This is a genomic window from Pseudobutyrivibrio xylanivorans DSM 14809, from assembly GCF_900141825.1.
GTDB classification, from domain to species: domain Bacteria; phylum Bacillota; class Clostridia; order Lachnospirales; family Lachnospiraceae; genus Pseudobutyrivibrio; species Pseudobutyrivibrio xylanivorans.
Genome location: NZ_FQYQ01000007.1, coordinates 71,006 through 93,056, shown reverse-complemented (window position 1 = coordinate 93,056; position 22,051 = coordinate 71,006). Strand labels below are relative to the sequence as shown.

The window sequence follows — 22,051 nt, the reverse complement described above, 5'->3', positions numbered from 1 at the left end:
ATAAGGGGAGGGGAAAATGAAGCTTAAAGAAATCGATATCAACTCTATTGGTAATGTACGCATTGGTCAGACAGAAGATAAGAAAGCAGGCACTGGAGTTACAGTTATTGTGGCACCAGAGGGAGCACCTTGTGGACTAGATATAAGAGGCGGTGGCCCGGCAGGTCGCGAAACAGGACTTTTAGATCCCCTTGCAGCAGCAGAGGTAATTCACAGTGTTGTTTTAGGTGGAGGTTCTGCTTTTGGATTGGAAGCTGCCAGTGGCGTAATGCAGTATCTTTCCGAGAATAAAATCGGATTCCCAGTAGGGGATGTGGTAGTTCCTTTAGTTTGTCAGTCAGATATTTTTGATTTGCAGTATGGACGCAGTGATGTATACCCAGATAAGGCTATGGGATATAAGGCTACTAAGCTGGCGTTCAAAGGTAAAAAGGGAAACTACAAGGATGGAAGTGTGGGCGCAGGCTGTGGCGCTACAGTAGGAAAAATGCTTGGTCCAGATAGATGTTGGAAGTCAGGCCTGGGAAGCTATGCAGTGGAACTCGGTGATTTAAAGATTGGCGCTATCATCTGCACAAATGCAATTGGTGATGTTTACGATGCAAATAATGGCAAGAGAATTGCAGGTGTTAAAAATGAAAAAGGCACAGGCTTAAATAAAGTTTCCAGCGAAGAACTCTTGTATGAAATGTATGTAAATCCTCCTGTAGGAATGACTACAAATACAACTATTGGAATAATTCTTACAAATGCTAAGTTTAACAAGTCTCAGCTTTGCAAGCTTGCGGGAATGGGACATGACGGATATGCTCGTTCTATTAGACCAGTTCATACATCCATGGACGGAGACAGCATATACGCCATGTCTATTGGTGAGGTGCAGGCGACCCTTGATGTGGTTGGAACACTTGCTAACCATGTGATTTGCGAGGCGATTAAGAGAAGCGTATCCCAATAAAATGGGGATTGTTATTAAATTAAAGAGGGAAATTGGAGGAAGAAAAGAATGGGAAAGAATTATTTTGATTTAACGGGACATGTTGCACTAGTGACAGGATGTTCGTCAGGTCTTGGAGTGCAGATGGCAAAGGCGTTGGCTATACAGGGGTGCAACATCGTTGCTGTGGCCAGACGTCAGAATCTTATTGAAGAGGTTGCCGCTGAGATTTCAAAGGAATTTGGAGTAAAGGCTATAGGAGTTCCTTGTGACATCACAGATACAGACAGAGTAAATTCGGCAGTGGATGAGGTCCTTAAAGAGTTTGGACGAATCGATATCCTTATCAATAACGCAGGCACTGGTTCTGGAGCTACATCAGCTGAAGATATGGAAGATTCTCAGTTTGAAGGTGAGGTCGCTATCGATCTTACTGGAAGTTTTAAGATGGCCAGAGCAGTTGCTAAGAAGGCGATGATTCCTGCTGGCTATGGACGTGTGATAAATATTGCTTCAATGTATGGTCTTGTTGGAAATAACATTGCACCAGCTGCTGCTTATCATGCTGCAAAAGGTGGTGTTGTAAATCTTACAAGAGCCCTTGCATCTGAGTGGGGAACAAAGGGGATTACCGTAAATGCGATATGTCCAGGATATTTTGAAACTCCTCTTACAAAGGAGACTCTTGATAGCGAGTTTTTCCAGCAGTACGCTAAGACTATGATTCCACTTAGCAGATATGGTAAAGAGGGAGAGCTGGACACAGCTGCAATTTTCCTTGCGTCACCTGCAAGTACATATGTAAATGGAGTGATTCTTCCGGTAGATGGTGGATATACTTGTATGTAATAAAAAAGGTCTGCTCAGTAGAGCAGGCCTTAATTTTATTTAACATCATAATAAATTCTTGATTCTGGTGGAACTGATTCGGTGATGAAGGTAGAACCTCCAATGATTGAATCGTGTCCGATTACTGTGTCTCCGCCAAGAACGGAAGCGTTAGAGTAAATAGTAACGTTGTCTTCAATAGTAGGGTGACGGCGTACACCACGAAGATTCTGACCTCCTCTTGTTGAAAGAGCACCAAGGGTAACACCCTGATATATTTTTACATTTTTTCCAATGACGGTAGTCTCACCAACTACTATACCTGTGCCGTGGTCGATAAAGAAGTATTCTCCAATGGTAGCACCTGGATGAATATCTATTCCAGTAAGAGAATGAGCATGCTCAGTCATAATACGAGGAATAATAGGTACTCCTAGATCATAAAGTTCGTGGGCCAAACGATAAATCGTAATAGCCAAAATGCCAGGATAAGCAAAGATAATTTCATCGATGCTTGTAGCGGCAGGGTCACCATCATATGCGGCTTGAAGATCTGTATCAAGCAATGCTCGAACCTTTGGGATACGCTTTAAAAATGCAAGTGAAAGTTCCTCGGCCTTTGTAGCGCACTCATCGTCACAGCATCCGCAGTAATCTGCACTGTAGCAGAGGATAAGAGCAATCTGCTTATTGAGATTGTAAACAACATCCTCCATCAAGGTATTAAGGTTAGTTTCGACATTGTATACCTTGTAAACATGATCTCTATAGTAGCCAGGATAAACGATTCTAAGAAGCTTCTTAGTAATATCGATAATACTGTCCTTGTTTGGCTGATGGAAAGTATCCATCTTATCGATTGCACGGTCTGATTTATAATCCTTTATGAGCTCTTCGGTGATTTCTAGAATCTCCTGCTCAATCTTTTTACCATCCATTATATTTCTCCTCGAATATAGATATATAAAGAATTCTAACACATTAAGAAGCATGTAGCTATCAATCTATGTTTATATGGCATCACAAATTTCTTTTGTCATCTTAGGCTTGTTCATACAATAGATGTGAATATGTCCCATTCCACAACGCTTTAAGTCATTGATTTGGTCTATCGCATATGCGATACCAGCCTTGCGCATATCATCAGGAGAATCTCCGTAGCGAGCGCAAATATCAGCAAGCTTCTTTGGAACGGATGAACCTGCAAGAGTAACAGTTGAGCCAATTTGTTTTGCAGATGTGATAGGCATAATACCAGCCACAATAGGTACTGTAATTTCGGCACGACGGGTACGCTCGATGAACCTGTAAAAATCTGCATTATCAAAGAAGAGCTGTGAAATAAACATCTCGGCACCCATATCCTGCTTCATTTTCATAAAAGCTATATCAGAATCCATAGAAATTGCTTCTGGATGCTTTTCAGGGTAACAAGATGCTGATACAATTAAATTAGTATTTTGATTAATAAAATGTATTAGGTCGGTTGCATGAGGAAAGATTCGCTGCTCAAATTGTTCATCTGACATATCTCGTGGCTTATCTCCGCGAAGGGCAAGAACGTGATTAACACCAACGGCTTCAAGGTCCCTTGTGACAGCTAAGATATCTTCCTCAGAAGAACCCACACAGGTCATGTGTGCCATGGCATCTATCTTTAATTGATTCTGTATATACGAAGCGATATCTACAGTTTTCTTTGAACGGCTGCCGCCAGCACCATAGGTTACACTGATGAAATCAGGATTGATTTCAGCGAGTGAATCTAAAACATTGTAGCAGTTTTCGAATTCGTCATCTTTTTTAGGTGGGAATACTTCAAATGAAAGAGAGGAATCTCTTTCGAACATATCTTTAAACATGCAGGCCTCCTTAATCGTTTGAAAATGCGTAAAATTCACTTTTTTATCACATTTTTTAAATAAAAAAATATTATCATATTATTTGTCGAAATGAAAGATTTCTGGGGAGGGATTTTTCGGGGTTATGTAATTGCTAAGGAGTACTAGAAGATGAACCTGAGACAATTGAGGGGAATAATTACTAAAGGGGGAACAATGCTATTCCTTGAGCACAGGGACTTAGTCCGTCAGCTTGGTGCCGACAGTATGGTATTGCTGAAGAATAATGGAATTCTGCCTATTTCAAAAGGTAAGATTGCGTTATTTGGAGCAGGTGCTGTTGACACTCTTTTTTGCGGCATTTTTTATAATAGGGTTTATACAGATAAAAATGTAAATGTTAGAGAAGGTCTTGAAAATAACGGTTTTTCATTCAGCACAGAAAGCTGGCTTAACAAAATGGAAAAGGCCGTAAAACAGGCTGAGAAGGAGTATTCAGATTCTAAAAACAGAGTGAATGTTGTGTTTGGTGGAATGAAGATGCTCTCTCCTGAAGTGCCTATTTCAGAAGCTGATATGGCAGAAGCTATTCTTGGTACAGACACATGTATTTATGTGGCAAGAAGACCATTTATCGATGATTCTCAGTTTTTTGAGACAAACAAGACATATCAGCTTTCAAAAGAAGAGCTTGATAATATAAATCTTATAAATGATTCTTTTAAAAACGTAATCCTTGTATTGAATTCCAATGCGCTGGAAATTGCAGCAGTAGCTCGAATGAAAAATGTTAAAGGAATAATTTTGATGGGCGTACCGGGAATGGAGGCAGGAAATTCTCTTGCGGATGTTCTGACAGGAGCAGTCAATCCAAGTGGTCGCCTTACAGGAACATGGGCTAAAAAATTCAAAGATTACTCTACTTGTTATACCCACGCAGCAACTGAAAAAGCAGTTAAGAACAAGAATATAGATTATAAAGAAGGTATCTACGTCGGATACCGTTATTTTGATACGTTTGATATCACTCCATTGTACCCATTCGGATATGGACTCAGCTACACCAGCTTCGATATGAGTTTGGAATATTTCGAAGCCAGCTGGATTTCAATTATGATGCGAGTGAAGGTTACAAATACTGGTAGCTGCTCAGGACGCCAGGTAGTACAGGTATACTGCTCGTTGCCAGAAGGAAAAATAGATAAGCCTTATCAGGTGCTTTGTGGTTTTGGTAAGACTGGCAAGATAAAGCCAGGAGAGTCAGAAGAAATTACAGTTAAGATTCCAATGATGGCAATAACATCTTTCGACGAAGAAAAATCTGAATTCCTTATGGAACAGGGGGATTATATTTTCAGACTGGGAAGCAATTCAAGGGATACAAAGATTTGCGCAAAGATGGTATTGGATAAGACTACTATAATAAAAAAGGTAACCCAGTTTGTAGAGGAAAGAGATTTTGGAAAATTCCTGACACCACCACCTAGGAAGGAAGAAGAAACGGGGTATATTCTTGTGGCATCTCTATCAGGGGATGACTATAATTCACTTAATAAAGTTGTAAATCCTCAGGAGGAATTTACTACTTACATTACAGAGGGAAGCAAGTATCTATCTTATGTAAATAAAAATGCTTATGATATACCTTTCCGAGCTTACGAGAAGATTGAGAAGGTAAAACCTTGCGGAAGCGCCACGTTTATAGATGTGGTAAAGGGCAAGGTAACAATGGAGGAATTTATTGCATCGTTATCTCCAGAAATATTGGCACGTATCGTTATTGGTTCCGTTGAAGAATCTAGACTTGATAATGACAGTAGATTTCGCTTCAAGTTTAATAATGAGGATAAGAAGATAGATACAGCCGCAATGACAACAAATCAGTTTGAGACTACTCTTGGAATTCCACGAGTGAGATTTGCAGATGGTCCTTCTGGTTTAAGAATCGTAGGAATACCTTGTACCTGCTTCCCATCTCCGCTTAATATGGCTCAGACTTGGGATATGAGCGCTATGATCAGAATGGGCCGTGCATATGGTCGTGAGATGGAAGCCTATGACATTGACTATTGTTTGGCGCCATCATTAAACGTAAATCGAAATCCAATGTGGTGTAGAGGATTTGAGTTTTATTCTGAGGACCCAGCTTTGTCAGGTGTTCTCGGTGCAGGTTTCATCATGGGCGTAAAGAGATATGAGGGTAGAAATGTAATTATCAAGAATCTCGTTACATTTAACCAGGAGACCTTTGCATGGGATGCTGATATTAATCTTACAAGAAGGGCATTTGCTGAGATTTATCTGAGACCATTCTCTGCGTGCGTGAGCATTATTAAGCCAGCAGGATTTTTGACTTCAGGAAACAGAATAAATGGAAAGTATACATCTTCACAGAAGGGGCTTATTACAGATATTGCCAGAGTTGATTGGGGATTTAATGGTTTCATAATGTCTGACTGGGGATCAATATCTGACAAGGGTGAGGATATTCATGCAGGCTGTGATTTGATAATGCCAGGTTATGATCCTGATAAACTTCTGGAGTCTATGATGAATGTTTCGCCTACATTTGAGCCAGATGGATATGTATCAATTGTTGAACGAGCATATCTTTATGGGATGCCAATGATAAGGTATGAAAAATGGGGTTCCTTCAAATTGGATAAGAAGGGAGATTCCATTGTTTCTACAATCGTTGAACCAGGCAAAAAAATTAGTGATAAAGCTATAGAATTGCAAAAAGCTGGCGTGTGCAAAATCAAGGAAGAAGTTGATGGAACAACCAAAATCACTTACAAAGGATTCAATCGTGGTCCATATCTTGCTCTCGGCGATTTGCAGCAGGCAGTCATTCACTTATTAAATGAATATAAGAATACTGCATCTATGAAAAAATTAATAGAAAATGCAAACATTTAGTGCAAAATGTTTATTCAAAAAGCAACTCTCTTCGTATACAATATGTTGGAAATAAAAAGTATACGAAGGGAGTTTTTATGTTAGCAGAAATATTAGCTATAGTCATTTTCGTGGCTATGTTCGTGCTGATTGTATGGGATAGATTTCCAAAGCATTATGTCACACTGTGCTGTGCTGCTCTTACCAGTATTTTTGTATTTGGTATTGGTTTGAGAGATGCTCAGGCATTCGTAAATACGTTAGCATTTAAGAACATTTTTAAAACTAGTTTTTGGTATTCAGCAGGAGAGGCAGCAGAGCAGACCTCAGGTATTAACTGGGCTACTATCATTTTCCTTTGGGGTATGATGGTGATGGTAGAAGGAATGGCAGCGGCAGGATTCTTTGACTGGCTTTGTCTAAAGATAGCAAAGCTCGCACACTATGAGCCTAGAAAGATTTTTGTGGCTTTCATGGTACTTTCATCAGTACTTGCCATGTTCATTGATTCAATCACAGTAATACTGTTCCTTGCAGCAGTTACAATCCGTTTGGCACGTACACTAAAGTTTAATCCAGTGCCTGTTATCATGGCGGAGATTTTCTGTGCAAACCTTGGCGGTAGTGCCACAATGTGCGGTGATCCACCAAATATTATCATTGGTACATCGCTTGGTTATTCATTTGCAGATTTCGTAATGAATACTGGAGCGCTTGCTGGTGTTTCACTGATAATTATCATTATCTATTTTTACTTTACAATGCGTAATCGTTTACAGGCTCCAGGAGACAAGGTAGACCCTAGTACAATCGATGTAGATGTTAAAATTGATGATAAGAAGATGTTCTTCTGGAGCGTGGTAATTTTCGCCATCGCAGTTGGACTTCTTATTACACATGCTATGACAGGTCTTACTGTAGCATTCATTGGTGTGTTTGTGGCAATTATCACATTATGCGCAGGAAGAAAGAGATTCAAAGAGCTTATCACAAAAGTAGATTATGAGACACTTCTTTTCTTCATCGGGCTTTTCGTTGTAGTTGGTGGTCTGGAGGAGACAGGAGTACTTGTTACTATCGCAAATGTTATTGCAAAGATTTCAGGTGGTAATGCTCATGTTATGATTGCGATTATTCTTTGGGTAAGTGCAGTAGCATCAGCATTCATTGATAACATTCCATTCTCAGCTACAATGATTCCTGTTATCAATGCGTTGGCACAGGCTACAGGCGTCGATCTTTCTACAATGGCTTGGACACTTGCAGTTGGTACAGATATCGGCGGCAGCATGACTCCAATCGGAGCATCAGCTAACGTAGTTGGTATCTCTACAGCAGGTAAGGAAGGTTATCCTATCAGCTGGGCAACCTACTGTAAAGAATTGGTACCAGGCACAATCATTGTACTTGTCGTATCGATGCTTAATATTTATTTGCGTTATCTATAAGTCGATTAGCCTTCAGTAGCTATCAATCTCTGAGTGTTGAACCGGAAGCCAATCTCGCGACCGGTCAACACTCAGGATTGAGAGTGTAACTGAAGGCTTTTTTTAGGCTTGAGAGCGTAACTAAAGGCTTTTTTGGGCTTTTAATTATTTGAATAATCATATAAAATAAAATTAACAAAATACTGAAGGGGGTTAGTTTATGGGGCAGTTTATCATTTCAGTTGGTAGAGAGTACGGAAGCGGAGGTCATTACATCGCTTCAATTTTGGCAGAACGTTTCAATGTACCTATGTATGATCGCAACATGCTAGATCAGCTGGCAGAACGTAATGGAATCGATGCTGAAAATCTTTACAAGCACGAGGAAATGAAACGCCAGGGTCTTCATCGTACCGTCAGAGGGCATTCTTCTTCTGTTCAGGATTCCATTGCACAACTTCAATTTAATTTCATCAGAGAGAAAGCTGAATCGGGCGAAAGCTTTGTTGTAGTTGGTAGATGCGCAGAAAATGTTTTGCGTGATAATCCAGCTCTTATCTCTATCTTCGTCAGAGGTGAGGAAGATGCTAAGGTGGAAAGAATTAGTCGTCTTTACAAGCTTAATAGGATTGAAGCGAAGGCGAAGATGTTCCGCCATGATAAGAAGAGAAAGGCTTATCACAACTACTACTCAAAGATGAAATGGGGCGATAGCAGGGGCTATGATTTCTGTGTCAATAGTTCCTTGATGGGGGTAGAGGCTACAGCGGAGGCCTTATATAGTATGCTTTCTACTTATTTGAAATCAAAAGAGCAGTAATGTTTTAGTTATAGTTAGTTTTAGAAGGATTTTGGGGAATAATGTATAGTGTATTTTTGGTCGAGGATGAAATTGTTATCCGCGACGGGTTAAAGGCCAGTTTTCCATGGGAGCAGTATGGGTTCGCTTATGTGGGGGATGCAGCTGATGGGGAGATGGCATTGCCACTTATCAGACAGACTAAGCCAGACGTTTTAATTACAGATATTAGAATGCCTTTTATGGATGGCATAGCCTTATCTAAAATGATTAAGAAGGAGCTACCTAATACAAGAATAATAATTATTAGTGGCTTCGATGATTTTTCCTATGCCCAGGAGGCAATAAGCATTGGCGTAGATAATTACTTGTTAAAGCCTATCACTAAGGATAAGCTGAAAGAGGTTATGGCCGATGCTAAGGCCAAGCTGGATAAGGAAAATGAGAAAGATAATTATCTAGAGCAATTCAAAGCAGAAAGTCAGGAGTACGAACAGTTCGCTAGAGTAAGATTCTTTAATCAGCTTGTAAGCGGCGCCATGTCTGTCTCAGAGGTCTATGAGAAATCTGAGGAGCTGGGGCTTTCTCTTGATGCCACAAATTATAATCTGGTACTTCTTGATTTTTCACCTATGACAGAGGTGGCAACGGCACCTGTTTATTCTAAATATATGGCTCGTCTTTCAGAGCAGTTGATGCAGTTTTTAAAATGCTGTCCGGAATATATAGTGTTTCATTGGAATATGGATACTTATGCCATTATTGTTAAGGGAGACACTGAGACCATTGCCAGCCATACCACTACACTTGTTGAAAATATTCAGCGTCGCTGTATGGTTTATGAGGATGAGATAAATTGGTATCTTGCAGAAAGTGGCCCTATCTCACGATTCTCTGAATTTGCAAAGGCATGTCAGATTGCAAATAAGAGACTTAGCTGTCGGTATATGAATCCTACAGGTCACGTATTTACAGACGCGGACATTGAGACAATCAGAAATAATAATGAGGAAAGTGATACAGCAACCATTGACCAGCGACTGGTGATGCTGTTTCTTGAAAATGCAGAGGAATCCGAAATTCAGGGATTCTTGGGTAATCTTATAAATAAGCAGACAAAGAATGCCATGAAGTCTGTATTGTTTAGCAAGTATTTTGCTATGACTATGTACATGTGTGTTTGCGATTATCTGCGAAAGCTTTCATTGGACCCGGTTACAGCACTTGAGGCAAATACAAGGGCTTCTATCGAAAATGTCGAGCCAGAAACAGTTATGGAAATGGTTGAGAAAATGTTTGCTATTGCCATTTCAAAACGTAAAAACGTAGTGGGCACTCAGTCCAGATCACAGCTTTCTGCAGCTATAAAATACGTGGATGAGCATTACTCAGACAGCAATCTCAGTTTAAATGAGGTAGCAAAAGAGGTTAATATTTCGCCTAGTTATCTAAGCGCAATGTTTTCGCGAGAAAATAAAACTACCTTTGTCGAGTACATGACTGCCAAAAGAATGGAGCATGCTAAGAAGATGCTCCTTACCACGGGGGAAAAATCACAGGTTATTGCAGAGCAGGTGGGTTACAAGGATCCACATTACTTCAGTTATATATTCAAAAAGACCTATGGTCTTAGCCCTAAGGAATTCCGAGCAAAGGGGCAGGGAGCATGAGGATTAACGATGTAATTAGAAAAAAGTCCACCACCAGCAACATGCTTCGAAAACTTATAGCCGTCACTTTGGTACCTATGAGCATCGTTGTAGCTGTTCTTATAGGAATCCTTTGCTGGTATTCAATTCAATATAGAACCATCCTGCAGAATGTTACAGCAGCATCAGCCTTCAGTCAGAACTTCAAAAATGATGTTGATTTGAAGATGTTTTATTACGTGAGTGAAAGTGCTTACTCTGAAGGAAAACCTATGGACGAGGTTGAGCAGGCAAGGGAATTGGCTAACACGCTTTTGTCTCACACCACACAGAAAAAGAGTATAGAAGCAATAGAATCTGTAAGAGACTTGTGTGTGACTTTGGAACAACGTATGGATGAAATTGATGATGCCGGCTCATATGATGAGGGAATGACTCAGCTGGAGAATAATATTTATATTCTTACAGAACTGATTCAGAGCTACATGTATGACTACCTGTATTACGAGTCCGCACATCTCAGTCAGCTACAGACTGAAATTACAGAGCAGCTTCAATATGTGATTTTGGCAATTGTAGGTGGATTTTTGATTCTGGTATTTGGAATAGCTATCTATGCAGCGCATCTCACTGATAGGATTACATCACCGCTTACAAAGCTTACTGAAAGAGTGAAGGATATCCAAAGGGGAGATTTCGAACAGCATATCCCTGTAGAAGCTAAAGCAGTGGAGATTCAGACATTGTCAGATGGCTTTGAGGAAATGGTCGGACAGCTTAATTCTCTTATTCAGGAGAATAAAAAGGCTGAGCGAAGAAAGCGCCATGCGGAGTTGGAGCTTTTACAGGCCCAGATTAATCCGCATTTCCTATACAATACTTTGGATACAATTATTTGGCTCATAGAGGCTGATAAGAAAGAAGAAAGCATCGAGATGGTCAGTGCTCTTTCGGATTTCTTTAGATTCTGTTTGAGCAGAGGTAAGGATATTATCACTTTGGAAGAAGAGCAGAAGCATGTATTAAGCTATCTATCTATTCAAAAGATAAGATATCAGGACCGAATGGATTATGATGTAGACATTCCGAAAAGTCTATATGGTTATTCAATTCCAAAGCTGACACTTCAGCCTCTTGTTGAAAATAGTATTTATCATGGTATCAAACTTCAACGTGAGAAGGGTGTTATTAGAGTAAATGCTGTAGACATCGGAGATAAAATTGAGCTTACAGTTAGGGACAACGGCGCGGGAATGAGTGAGGAGCGTCTGGAAGAAATGAGAAATGCCATAGAAAATGGTGAAAAAGTAGGCTTTGGCCTTAGGACTGTACATCAAAGAATGCAGCTTTTGTTCGGCGATGAATATGGACTTAAGATATCAAGTTCCGAAGGAGTAGGAACCACCATTACAGCGGTGATTCCAAAGGTGGAAAGCAGTGAAAAAGGGGATAATAAATGTTTGGGGTAAAGAGTAAAATTTGTGCCTTGATGGCAGTGATGCTTGCAATCAGTATAACATCATGTGGAGAAAAGGCGTCACTTGGAGTATTTGAAGAGGACAACGGTAATTTGGTTGTTGTTGGCTTTTCACAACCTGGTGCGGAATCGGCATGGCGAGTTGCACTTACAGATTCTGTAAAAGAGAATTTTACTGAGGAGAGAGGCTATAAGCTTATATATAAGGATGGCCGTTCAAAGCAGGATAGTCAGATAAAGGATATTAGAACTTTTATCCAGCAGGGTGTTGATTATATTATTATAAGTCCTATCGTGGAGACAGGATGGGATACAGTATTGTCGGAAGCGAAGGATGCGGGTATACCTGTTATAATTTGCGATAGAAATGTGGTTGTGGAAAATGAATCACTTTATACAGCTTTTGTTGGTTCGGATTTTACAGCTGAGGGAGAATATGCAGTTTCTAATTTAGAAAAATATCTGCAGAACGATGAGGATGGAGAAATAAATATTGTTCACATTCAGGGAACTATTGGTTCTTCTGCCCAGTTAGGCAGAACCAAGGCATTAGAAGATGCAGTGAAAAAGCATACCAATTGGAATATTGTTGTTCAGGATTGTGGAGAGTTTACAAAGGCAAAAGGTAGAGAAATCATGGCTCAGGCTATTGAGGAGCTGGGAACAGAAACTATAGATGTTGTTTATTGTGAAAATGATGAGGAAGCCTATGGTGCAATTCAGGCTATGAATGAAGCCGGTGTTGAGTATGGAAATAAAGGTGGAATAAAGATAGTCTCTTTTGATGCAATGAATTCTGCATTGGTTTTATGTATGAATGGACATATCAGTGTGGAGGTGGAATGCAATCCCCTTCAAGGCCCATATATTTACAATTTAATTAGTCGCCTTGAAAAGGGAAATGCAGTACCTAAAATCACATATGTACATGAAGAATGTTTTACAGCAGATAATCTTGAGCCTGAAATAATAGAAAAGAGAAGATTCTAATAATCTAGTGATATGGAATGGTAATGCTTGATGCGTTGCCATTCTTTTTTGTTTCTATGAGTTTCTTTGCAACTTCTTTGCCAATTGGTTTGCTTAGCTCAAGCTGATTTGTTTTGACAGGGAAGAGCCATTCTGTTCCAATGGTGTCATCATCAAGATAAATAATCTCAGCCTCCTCACATGCATGTTTAAGAAATTTATTTATGAAAGTGACATTTCTGGTATTGATTCCATGTGGGTCCACTGAGTTGCACCAAAGGAAGCAGGAATCACATATGGTAAGGCCTGCATCTCTTATAGCATCTACATACCCTGAAAAGGTTGCGATTGATGTAGCACTGTCGTGGATAAAAATTCCACCAAGCCTTTTTCTTCCAGAGTTAATGAAACGTCTTGCCATCTGGTATCCGCGACCATAGTTGTCGGAAGCAACTACAGTTGTATTGTAAAGACCGGCAGGAGCAGACTCTAAAAAGATGACAGGAATCTGACGTTTTAAAAGTAGACGAAGCAGATCTGAGTTGGTGGATGGTCTGGCAGAGCAAACAGGTGCAATAATAAGACCACTGTATATATCTGACAGCATTGTTGATAAATGCTCTCGCTCAAGTGAGTACTGTTGAAGAGTCTCGTGGCTTTCTATTGTATAACCTTCTTTTACCAAGGTAGAGGTAAGATCTTCAAGGATAGTTTGCGAGTGAGGAGATTTCATTTCGGGCATGAGAATCATGACAGTTTTCTTTTTAGAGGAGTCACTTTTGGAGATGACGGTGTTTCCACTACCCCAGCGCTTGCTGATAATACCATCATTTACCAAAAGCTCCAAAGCCTGTCTTACTGTAGAGCGACTAACATTGTATTTCTCTGCAAGCTCTACTTCGGTAGGTAATTTTGAATCCAGTGGATAAATATCTGATAAAATATCTTCATTTATTTTTTCTTTAAGAACTATATATTTTGGAATCATAAAAAATTATTCCCCTTTATTCAAAGAGTTTCCACGCATCTATATTAGATTCTAACATATGAAGGATAAAATTGGTATGAAATTTGTTGGAAATGAAAACGTACCAATCATAAAATAATGATATTTTGGTTTAAAAATATTCAACACTTTAACGAAAGAATCCCATTAAATAAAAAATTGGTATGCAAATTATTTATAAAAACAAAATTGGTATTATCTTAAAAATAGAATCCATTCTTTTTAAATCCATTTCATTGTTGATAAAAAATCATAATGATAAATTAATATTAGAAAAACAAAGGGCCAGTAAAAGGTTAACTGGCAAGGAGAAGGAAGGAGATAACCTTATGAAAAAAAGAATAGTAGCAGGAATGCTCACAGCACTTATGGCTGCATCAATGGTAGCTTGTGGAAGCTCAGATACAGCGACAACAGATTCATCAGCAGATACAGCTGCTGAGACAACAGAAGAAGCTGGCGATACAGCAGCAGACAGCGGGGAGAAGATTACTGTTGGTTTCGCACAGGTAGGACATGAGTCTGATTGGAGAACAGCTTCTACAAATTCAGTTCAGGATGCTTTCTCAGAGGCAAATGGATATGATTTACAGTTCGTTGACTGCGATAATGATTCTGCTAAGCAGATTGAGGCAGTTAGACAGTTCATCCAGAATGACGTTGATTACATCGTAATCGATCCTATCGTTTCAACAGGTTGGGATACAGTTCTTACAGAGTGTGAGGATGCTGGTATTCCTGTAATCGTAATCGATAGAACAATCGAAGATTCAGATAAGTATGTTTCATGGGTAGGTTCAGAGTTCATGAACGAAGGTCTTGCATCAGGTGCTTGGTTAAAGGCTTATGCAGAGGCTAAGGGTATTACAGATCTTAACATCCTTGTTATCGAGGGTTCTAATGGTTCTTCAGCTCAGATCGGACGTACAGATGGTTTCAAGAAGTACGCAGATGCTGAGGGATGGACAATCCTTGATTCTCAGGATGGTGACTTCACACAGGATGGTGGACAGCAGGTTATGGAGTCTTACTGCAAGTCTTATGCAGGTAAGTTCAACGTAGTTGTTTGCCAGAACGATAACGAAGCTTTTGGTGCTATGGATGCTATGAAGGCAGCTGGTGTTTCTTATGGTGTTGATAAGGACGTTATCCTTATTTCTTTCGATGCTTGCAAGGCTGGTCTTGAGTATGTACAGTCTGGCGATATCAACGCAGACTTCATGTGCTACCCACTTCAGGGTTCTTACTGTGCTGACATCGTAAAGGCCCTTAAGAACGGTGAGACAGTTGCTAAGCAGACATTCATGACAGAGCCATGGTATGTTGCAGAAGATATTCTTAAGTCAATCACATACACAAATAATGCAGGAGATGAAGTTACAGAGGATCTTATCCAGGTAACAGATGCAGCATCACAGGCTTCATACTAAATCGTAAATACGAATTTGACTTTTGGGGGGAGGGCCCAGTGCCTTCCCCATTTATTTAGGAGGAGAGAATATGGATGAAAATATTTTGATTACTATGCGAGACATATCCAAATCCTTTCCGGGTGTAAAAGCATTAGACCATGCGCAATTCACTCTAAGAAAGGGAGAAATACATGCTCTAATGGGAGAGAATGGTGCTGGCAAATCTACTCTTATTAAAGTATTAACAGGTGTGTATTCATTAGATGCCGGAGAGATACATGTTGCAGGCATTGAAGGTCCTGTTGTTAACCATTCAACCCTGGAGGCACAGGAAAAGGGTATCGCTACAGTTTACCAGGAGGTAAACCTTTGCCCTAACTTAACAGTAGCAGAAAACTTATTTATTGGCCGTGAGCCAAAGACAAAAATTGGTACCATCGACTGGCGCACAATGAACAAGCGTGCAAAGGAAATAATGGATGGACTTGATTTACATATTGATGTAACTATTGCACTTGAAAATTATTCTCTTGCAATTCAGCAGATGATAGCAATTGCAAGAGCTGTAGATATGGATTGTAAGGTTCTTATTCTTGATGAGCCAACATCATCACTTGATGATAATGAAGTTGAAAAGCTCTTCAAGGTTATGAAGAATCTTAAAGCAAAGGGAGTTGGAATAATATTTGTTACTCATTTCTTAGAGCAGGTATATGCAGTATGCGATACCATTACAGTTCTTAGAAATGGTGAGTTTGCAGGCGAGTATTCAGTGGAAGAGATGCCACGTGTCAAACTTGTTGCGGCTATGCTTGGAAAAGACTTCGATGACCTGGCATCAATCAAGAAAGAGGGGGCAGGAAATGTTTCTGAAGATATTGTTGTTGATGCAAAAAATCTCAGTCATAAAGGAACTATTAAGCCTTTTGATTTTAAGATTAAAAAGGGCGAAGTTGTTGGTGTTACTGGCCTTCTTGGCTCTGGTCGTTCAGAGATGGTTCGCTGCATTTATGGTGCGGATAAAGCTCAGTCAGGCACTTTAAAAATAAATGGCAAAGAGATTAATATTAAGGAACCACTTGATGCAATAAAGGCTGGAATGGGTTACCTTCCAGATGATAGAAAAGCGGATGGTTGTATCGGTGATCTTTCAGTTAGGGAGAATATTATCCTTGCCCTTCAGGCTAGAAATGGAATGTTCAAAAAGATTCCTATGTCAAAGCAAATTGAAATAGCTGATAAATTTATCGACATGCTCCAGATAAAGACAGCTTCGAGAGAAACTCCTATCAGCCAGCTTTCTGGTGGTAATCAACAGAAGGTTATTTTGGCGAGATGGTTATGCACACATCCAGATTTCTTAATCTTAGATGAGCCAACAAGAGGTATCGATATCGGTACAAAGACAGAATTCCAAAAGCTTGCATTAAAGTTTGCTGAGGAAGAGGGAATGAGTATTGTATTTATCTCTTCAGAAATCGAGGAGATGCTTCGTACCTGTTCTAGAATGTATGTAATGCGTGATGGCGCTCAGGTCGGAGAAATTTCTGGCGAAATGACTCAGGAATCAGTCATGGCAGCTATCGCAGGAGGTGGAGAATGATGGAGAATTTTAAGAAGCTTACAAAAAAGCCACTGTTCTTGCCAATTTTCTGTATGATATTGGTACTGTTGATAAACTTGATTAAATCACCTGATTTCTTTGCAATCAGTATCAACAACGGTGTTTTATTTGGTAGATTAATTGATATTTTAAATCGTGGTTCTGAGATTGCTATTCTCGCAGTTGGTCAGACACTTGTAGTAGCTGTTTCAGCTGGTACAGATATTTCTGTTGGTTCTGTAATGTCACTTTCAGCATGTAGCTGTTGTATGTTACTTGCAGGCTATGGTAATAACTCAGTTTCAACACTTGCAGTTCCAATGATCGTAGGTATGCTTTTTGGTGTACTTATGGGTGGTGTCAGCGGTGCAATGAACGGCGCACTTGTTGCAAAGCTCAAGATTCAGCCAATGGTTGCTACTTTGATCTTATTCACAGCAGCACGCGCTATCGGTCTTCTTCTTTGCAATAACCAGATTACGTATATACGATATGAGCCATACAAATATCTTGGTAACTTTATACCGGGATGCCCAATTCCTACACCAGTATTTGTGGCTGCAATTGTTATTGCAATCGTAGCAGTTCTTCTTAAGAAGACAGCACTTGGACTTTATATCCAGTCAGTTGGTATCAACGGAAGAGCAGCTAGAATTTCTGGAATTAACTCAGATGTTATTTGCTTCATCTGCTATGTAGTATGTGGTGTTTGCGCTGGTATCGCAGGTATCGTTGCTTCATCAAGAATTTACTCAGCAGATTCAAACAACATTGGTCTTAACTACGAGCTTGATGCCATCCTTGCAGTTGCCCTTGGTGGTAACTCACTTGGTGGTGGTAAGTTTAATCTTGCAGGCTCAATCATCGGTGCTTATACAATTCAGGCTATCACAACAACACTTCTTGCTATGGGTGTTTCAACTGATAAGGCACCAGTATTTAAGGCAATCATTGTTATTATCATCGTAGTTGTGCAGGCTCCAGCCTTTAAGGCTTATATGGCTGCAAGAAAAGCTCAGAAAGAACAGAGAGCTCAGCAGGCAATGGTAAAGGAGGCAGCATAATGAAGACAAAAAAGAAATTAGATTCAAATACAGTACTTATTTTTATCACAATTGCATTATTCGTTTTCATGTATGCGGTTGGTTGTGTAATTTATGCTGATAAGGGTTTTGGAAATCTTCAGACCTTCCTTAATGTACTTATCAACAATGCTGGTCTTATCTGTGTAACCTGCGGTATGACCTGTGTAATGCTTACAGGTGGTATCGATATTTCGGTAGGTTCTGTAATTGCTATGGATTGTATGCTTCTTGTTTTTGGTATGACAGAGTGGCATATGGGTGCAGTTCCTATGGTAATTCTTGTTCTTGTAATTGGATTGGTATTCGGTGCAGTTCAGGGATTTTTAGTAGGATATCTTGAGATTCAGCCATTCATCGTAACAATGGCAGGTATGTTCTTTGCAAGAGGTATGACAGCAGTTATCTGCTCAGGTCAGATTTCAATCACAGAGGCAGACAACCCATTATTCTATGCTTGGGCTAACTCAAAGATTAATCTTCCTGAGTTCCTTGGAAAGGCTAATAAGCATGGTAAGATTGTTGCTCCATATATTAGACCAACAGTACTTATCGCTTTAATCGTACTTGTACTTATCTTCTTAATGCTTAAGTACACAAAGTTCGGTCGTAACCTTTACGCAGTAGGTGGCAACCAGACATCGGCTACAATGATGGGGCTTAATGTAAAGAAGACAAGAATGCTTTCACATATCCTTTCTTCTTTCCTTTGCTCAATCGGTGGAATTCTCTACTGTTTGAACACGATGTCAGGTTCAGTTAACCAGGCAAAGGGACTTGAGATGGATGCCATTGCATCAGCCGTTATCGGTGGTACACTTCTTACAGGTGGTGTAGGTAACGTAATCGGATCACTCTTTGGTGTTCTTATCAATGGTACAATTACTGTACTTGTTAACACAAACGGAAAGCTTCTTTCAAGCTGGGCAAATATTGCAACTGCCGCACTGCTTTGCGTATTCATTATTTTGCAGTCAATTTTTGCACTTGTTAAGGCTCAAAGAAATAAATAATCTAATCTTTTTCATATTCAAATTTTCATAATTCTAATCCACGGAAGGGCGGACCAATATCAAGTATTGGCCCGCTTTTCTGATGTTCACCGTAAAAACATAAAAATGTGGGAAAATAGCATAGAAATAGCCTTTCAGATACTTTTGGAGGGAATCTATGGCGAAGAAAAAATTTAGTAATAGCTTAAATAGTCAAATGCTGCGTGTGACCCTGATTCCGCTTACGTTGATGGCAATCATCATTGTTTCTGTAAGCGTCAGTGGCCTTTATCAGCTTGTGGCAAATAAAACCAAAGAGGAGCTTATTCGTGATGCTCAATTGGCTCAGTATGTTTTAAATTCGGTTTATGTAGGAGAATATTGGGCTGAGGATGCAGATGGCGATGGAGAACCTGAAATGTATAAGGGTGAACAGCGAATCAACGGAGACGATATGATGGTCGACGATTTAGCTAATATGCTTGAGATAGAAATATCCGTTTTTTACAATGATGTTCGCCTGATTACAACACTTAAGGATTCTAATGGAAACAGAGCTACTGGAACAAGTGCATCTGTTATTGTCAAAAAAGAAGTTTTGGAAGATGGTGCCAGCAAATTCTATAGCAATGTAATGGTTTATGATAAGAAAAGCTATGCATATTACATGCCGTTGGTAAGTGAAGCTGGTAAGACTGAAGGCATGATTGCCGTAAGCCGCTCACAGGAATCTGTTAAACAGGAGCTTTTACAATACATCTTTCCTATATGTGTAACCTGTGGGCTGACAGCCTTTTTGATGGGTTATATTATGGTTTATTTCAATAGGAAGCTTGCAGGTCGAATCAGAAAGATGGACAAGTATATGAATACATTGGCAGACGGAAACTTTGATGTTGATATGCCAAGAGAACTTATGCTTGAGGATGATGAGATTAAGCATCTTGCAAATGATGGTAAGCGAATGGCTAAGGCAATCCAGATGTTAGTTGATTTTGATGCCTTAACTGAACTGAATAATCGACGTTACGCAGATAAGAAGCTAGAGGAGATAAGAATCAAGTCTGTTGAGCGGGGTATGAAGTATTGCCTGTGCATTTCAGATATAGATTTCTTCAAGAAGGTTAATGATACCTTTGGTCATGAGATGGGTGATTACGTACTTAAGAAGGTGGCGGAGAAGCTCAAGGCTGGAATGATAGGTAAAGGTATGGCAGCCCGTTGGGGTGGTGAGGAATTTATGCTTATCTTCGAAAACAGAGAGCTTGATATAGCACGTCGCGAGCTAGAGATTATTATGGATGAGGTTCGCACTATCTGGGTTCCAGATTCGGATCGTCAGATTACAATGAGTTTTGGATTGACAGCATTGGAGCCTGGCGAAGATATCGATGACGCACTGAAACGAGCAGATGATAATTTGTATCAGGCCAAGGAGTCAGGCAGAAATCAAATAATATGTAAATAAATAAAAGCCAACAATCTCATTTTTCAAGCTCCAGCAAGCCATCTCCCATATCTTCGCATGGGAACCCTCCTTCGGATATGTAAGCTTCGCTTACTAGAGCAACAGTTTCCATCGCTATGCTCGGAAACTATTACTCATTTCCCGCCGGTGTAGGTCCTTCCCATGCTCAGTATGGGGCCCTCTTGCTCGCGCTTGCCTAGATACTGAGTGTTGGCTTTATTTCTATAAGTTCTTAAATTCTGGATGATTGAATTCCTTCTTTACGAGGATGTAGCAGATTGTGAACGACAATACATCTGCGATTGGTCCAGCGTAAAGAACTCCATTGAATCCAAATATCATAGGTAAGAAGATGATAAGTGGAGCAAGGAAAAGTACCTGTCTTGTAAGTGACATGAAGATTCCTTTGTATGGCTTTCCAATTGATGTAAAGAAGTTTGATGAAATAGGTTGTAAAAACGCACTGCAAATTCCAAAGAGGAAAATTCTAAAGTACTTTTCACAGAACTGGAAGTATAATTCGTCACCTGAGCCAAAGATTGAAACAATCTGACGTGGGAATAACTGGAAGCATGCCCAGCTTGTGAATGTGATGCAGGCAGCTATCTTTAAAGCAAGTAAAAGAGCATCTTTAACTCGCTTATATTGTTTAGCACCATAGTTAAAGCTGATAATTGGCTGTAATCCCTGTGAAATACCAATTACAAATGAGAAGCAGATTCCGTTAACCTTTGAAATGATTCCTGCACAAGTGATTGGAATATCTGAACCATAGATTGACTGTGCGCCATAGTGACCCATTACATGGTTCATTGTAATCTGAACAAGCATCATAGCAATCTGATTGATGAATGGAGCTGTACCAAGTGATGTAACAGCTGCAATCATTGCTGGGTTAGGAATGAAGTGTTCCTTGTGAAGCTTGACTGTCTTAAATTTTGTAAGGTAAACAAGAACCATGATTCCGGCAACGTACTGTCCGATGATAGTGGCCACAGCAGCACCAGCCATTCCCCATTTAAATACAGCTACAAAAAGAAAATCAAGAACAGTGTTGATGATGGCCCCTGCCATATTGATAGCCATTGTCATGTTTGGGCTACCGTCTGCTCTTACTATATGGGCACCACCGGCAGATAAAATGAATAGTGGATATCCAAGTGCACAGATTCTGGAATATTCCATGGCGTATGGAAGAATATTCTCTGTAGCACCGCAGCCTAAAAGAATTGGCTCAAGGAAAAGCTCTGTGATAATGGAAAGAGCAAGTCCACCAATAAGCATAAGTGAAACTGCGTTTCCTATATAATAGCCAGCCTTCTCTGTCTCGCCACGTCCCATTGCAAGATTGAAGGTTGAGGCTGCGCCGATACCACAGAGGAGCGCAATTGATACGTTAAGTATTGAAAGTGGGAACTGGATGTTTGTAGCACCGTTGCCAAGAGGCCCTACGAAGTTTCCAATGAAAAGCTGATCTACCATGTTGTAGAGCGAACCTACAAGCATAGCGATGATGCTAGGTATAGCAAATTTTCTAAGTAGTTTTCCAACTGGTTCTGTACCAAGTGGATTCATTGTTGTCGATTGATTCATAAAATTATATCCTTCTAAAAAATGATAGACATAATTATAGTATTTCTTCTATATAATATGTATTCATTTT

General features: G+C 39.9%; 17 protein-coding genes. 13 read left to right on the top strand and 4 right to left on the bottom strand.

The genetic code is table 11. The annotated features are described in order from the left end of the window. Positions 1 to 16 precede the first annotated feature (16 nt). Both BUA88_RS07170 and BUA88_RS07165 read left to right on the top strand, forming a co-directional pair. Complete coding sequence (locus tag BUA88_RS07170; protein WP_072915030.1) at positions 17 to 958, top strand: P1 family peptidase; 942 nt, start codon at positions 17 to 19, stop codon at positions 956 to 958. Positions 959 to 1,006: 48 nt separating this feature from the next. Continuing rightward, positions 1,007 to 1,786: an SDR family oxidoreductase gene (locus BUA88_RS07165; protein ID WP_072915027.1), complete on the top strand. Its 780-nt coding sequence runs from the start codon at positions 1,007 to 1,009 to the stop codon at positions 1,784 to 1,786. A gap of 35 nt (positions 1,787 to 1,821) precedes the next feature. Here the strand turns inward: BUA88_RS07165 and epsC are convergent, their stop codons facing one another. Both epsC and metF read right to left on the bottom strand, forming a co-directional pair. Further along, entirely contained in the window at positions 1,822 to 2,703 is an 882-nt protein-coding gene (epsC, locus tag BUA88_RS07160; protein WP_072915023.1) for a serine O-acetyltransferase EpsC, read from the bottom strand. A gap of 72 nt (positions 2,704 to 2,775) precedes the next feature. Further along, entirely contained in the window at positions 2,776 to 3,627 is an 852-nt protein-coding gene (gene metF / locus BUA88_RS07155; protein WP_072915019.1) for a methylenetetrahydrofolate reductase [NAD(P)H], read from the bottom strand. Between the two features lie 150 nt (positions 3,628 to 3,777). Here metF and BUA88_RS07150 point away from each other — a divergent pair, with 150 nt between their 5' ends. The 6 genes from BUA88_RS07150 (at position 3,778) to BUA88_RS07125 (ending at position 12,846) form a co-directional block, all read left to right on the top strand. Beyond that, entirely contained in the window at positions 3,778 to 6,525 is a 2,748-nt protein-coding gene (locus BUA88_RS07150; RefSeq protein WP_083572430.1) for a glycoside hydrolase family 3 protein, read from the top strand. Positions 6,526 to 6,602: 77 nt separating this feature from the next. Continuing rightward, positions 6,603 to 7,952: an ArsB/NhaD family transporter gene (locus BUA88_RS07145; protein ID WP_072915012.1), complete on the top strand. Its 1,350-nt coding sequence runs from the start codon at positions 6,603 to 6,605 to the stop codon at positions 7,950 to 7,952. A 199-nt stretch (positions 7,953 to 8,151) separates the two neighbouring features. Continuing rightward, positions 8,152 to 8,751: a cytidylate kinase-like family protein gene (locus BUA88_RS07140; RefSeq protein ID WP_072915007.1), complete on the top strand. Its 600-nt coding sequence runs from the start codon at positions 8,152 to 8,154 to the stop codon at positions 8,749 to 8,751. Between the two features lie 41 nt (positions 8,752 to 8,792). Continuing rightward, a complete protein-coding gene (locus BUA88_RS07135; RefSeq protein WP_072915004.1) occupies positions 8,793 to 10,400 on the top strand; it encodes a response regulator transcription factor in 1,608 nt (535 codons plus the stop codon). Then, complete coding sequence (locus BUA88_RS07130) at positions 10,397 to 11,848, top strand: sensor histidine kinase (RefSeq protein WP_072915000.1); 1,452 nt, start codon at positions 10,397 to 10,399, stop codon at positions 11,846 to 11,848. Before BUA88_RS07135 ends, BUA88_RS07130 begins: the two co-directional genes overlap by 4 nt. Continuing rightward, the gene (locus BUA88_RS07125; protein WP_072914996.1) at positions 11,836 to 12,846 is read left to right on the top strand and encodes an ABC transporter substrate-binding protein; all 1,011 of its coding nucleotides are present in this window, start codon (positions 11,836 to 11,838) and stop codon (positions 12,844 to 12,846) included. The genes BUA88_RS07130 and BUA88_RS07125 overlap by 13 nt, the downstream gene beginning before the upstream one ends. Before the next feature lie 4 nt (positions 12,847 to 12,850). On the opposite strand, the gene BUA88_RS07120 is transcribed toward BUA88_RS07125, so the two are convergent. Next, on the bottom strand, positions 12,851 to 13,813 hold the full coding sequence (locus BUA88_RS07120; RefSeq protein ID WP_072914993.1) for a GntR family transcriptional regulator: 963 nt from the start codon (positions 13,811 to 13,813) through the stop codon (positions 12,851 to 12,853). Positions 13,814 to 14,160: 347 nt separating this feature from the next. Here BUA88_RS07120 and BUA88_RS07115 point away from each other — a divergent pair, with 347 nt between their 5' ends. The 5 genes from BUA88_RS07115 (at position 14,161) to BUA88_RS07095 (ending at position 20,388) form a co-directional block, all read left to right on the top strand. After that, positions 14,161 to 15,261, top strand: a complete 1,101-nt coding sequence (locus BUA88_RS07115) for an ABC transporter substrate-binding protein (protein ID WP_072914989.1) — start codon at positions 14,161 to 14,163, stop codon at positions 15,259 to 15,261. Between the two features lie 70 nt (positions 15,262 to 15,331). Next, positions 15,332 to 16,846 (top strand): sugar ABC transporter ATP-binding protein, encoded by a 1,515-nt coding sequence (locus BUA88_RS07110; protein ID WP_072914983.1) that lies wholly within the window; start codon positions 15,332 to 15,334, stop codon positions 16,844 to 16,846. Then, positions 16,843 to 17,910 carry an ABC transporter permease gene (locus BUA88_RS07105; RefSeq protein ID WP_330390220.1) on the top strand — a complete coding sequence of 356 codons (1,068 nt, stop codon included), beginning with the start codon at positions 16,843 to 16,845 and terminating at the stop codon, positions 17,908 to 17,910. Before BUA88_RS07110 ends, BUA88_RS07105 begins: the two co-directional genes overlap by 4 nt. Further along, a complete protein-coding gene (locus BUA88_RS07100; protein WP_072914978.1) occupies positions 17,910 to 18,941 on the top strand; it encodes an ABC transporter permease subunit in 1,032 nt (343 codons plus the stop codon). Before BUA88_RS07105 ends, BUA88_RS07100 begins: the two co-directional genes overlap by 1 nt. A gap of 157 nt (positions 18,942 to 19,098) precedes the next feature. After that, a complete protein-coding gene (locus tag BUA88_RS07095) occupies positions 19,099 to 20,388 on the top strand; it encodes a diguanylate cyclase domain-containing protein (protein ID WP_072914975.1) in 1,290 nt (429 codons plus the stop codon). A gap of 222 nt (positions 20,389 to 20,610) precedes the next feature. Here the strand turns inward: BUA88_RS07095 and BUA88_RS07090 are convergent, their stop codons facing one another. Beyond that, positions 20,611 to 21,981 (bottom strand): MATE family efflux transporter, encoded by a 1,371-nt coding sequence (locus BUA88_RS07090; protein ID WP_072914972.1) that lies wholly within the window; start codon positions 21,979 to 21,981, stop codon positions 20,611 to 20,613. Positions 21,982 to 22,051 lie beyond the last annotated feature (70 nt).